This window comes from Oleiphilus sp. HI0061, from assembly GCF_001635675.1.
Genome location: NZ_LWFE01000774.1, coordinates 1 through 808, shown reverse-complemented (window position 1 = coordinate 808; position 808 = coordinate 1). Strand labels below are relative to the sequence as shown.

At 45.0% G+C, this 808-nt stretch carries 1 protein-coding gene; it reads left to right on the top strand.

The window, feature by feature from the left end; translation table 11 throughout:
- A partial coding sequence (locus A3735_RS09470) for an efflux RND transporter periplasmic adaptor subunit (RefSeq protein WP_231882517.1) occupies positions 1 to 695 on the top strand: 695 nt, incomplete at its 5' end.
- Positions 696 to 808 lie beyond the last annotated feature (113 nt).

The window sequence follows — 808 nt, the reverse complement described above, 5'->3', positions numbered from 1 at the left end:
CTGTGGAACAACTTCGCAAGGCAAAAGTGCAACACAATCTTGCGGAAACTCAGTTGAATCAAGCGCAGAGTGAGCTGGAAAGGCAGCTTGCTCGGGAGCCTTATCACCGCATCAATAGTCCAATTGATGCACGCGTTATTAAGCGCTGGGTGAATCAAGGGGATTTGGCTGTTATTGGAAAACCTCTTCTTCAACTCGAAGCGATTGGTGGTTTGGAGTTTGAGGCTTCGTTGCCAGCAGAGTGGGGGCAGACTCTAAATATTGGTGACCAATATGACATTAAAATTCACAAGCGCGATGAACCCGTTAAAGCCGTTATATCTCATATCGTGAATAGTGTTGATCGTATTACCCAAACCATTCAGATCAAACTCGCTTTGCCTGAATCCTACAAACTTGAAGCCGGCTTATCAGGGCAGGTGGACTTCATTATCTCTTATGAAAAACAGATTCTTGTTGATTCTTCATCAATCATTAAGCGGGCGGGGGTGTTTGGTGTATACCGAATCAATGAAGGTAAAGCAGTGTTTACGCCGGTCAATTTTGAGCGGAAGTGGCAACGTTATTTGGTGGTTCTCTCAGGCCTCGAGCCATCGGATATCGTTATCACTAACCCGCCATCTTCCTTAAGAGATGGGAGTCCAGTGGTCTTTAAACCTAGCGATGCCTCAGTAAATAGTGCAGAGACCAAGTAATGGATAAGAGCCAAAATTCGGGCGGCAAAGCAGCTTCTAACAGCAGCTTTAATATTGCCCATACGCTAGCCAAAACCTTTGTTGAATCAAAGCTTGTATTGGCCATTATTCCT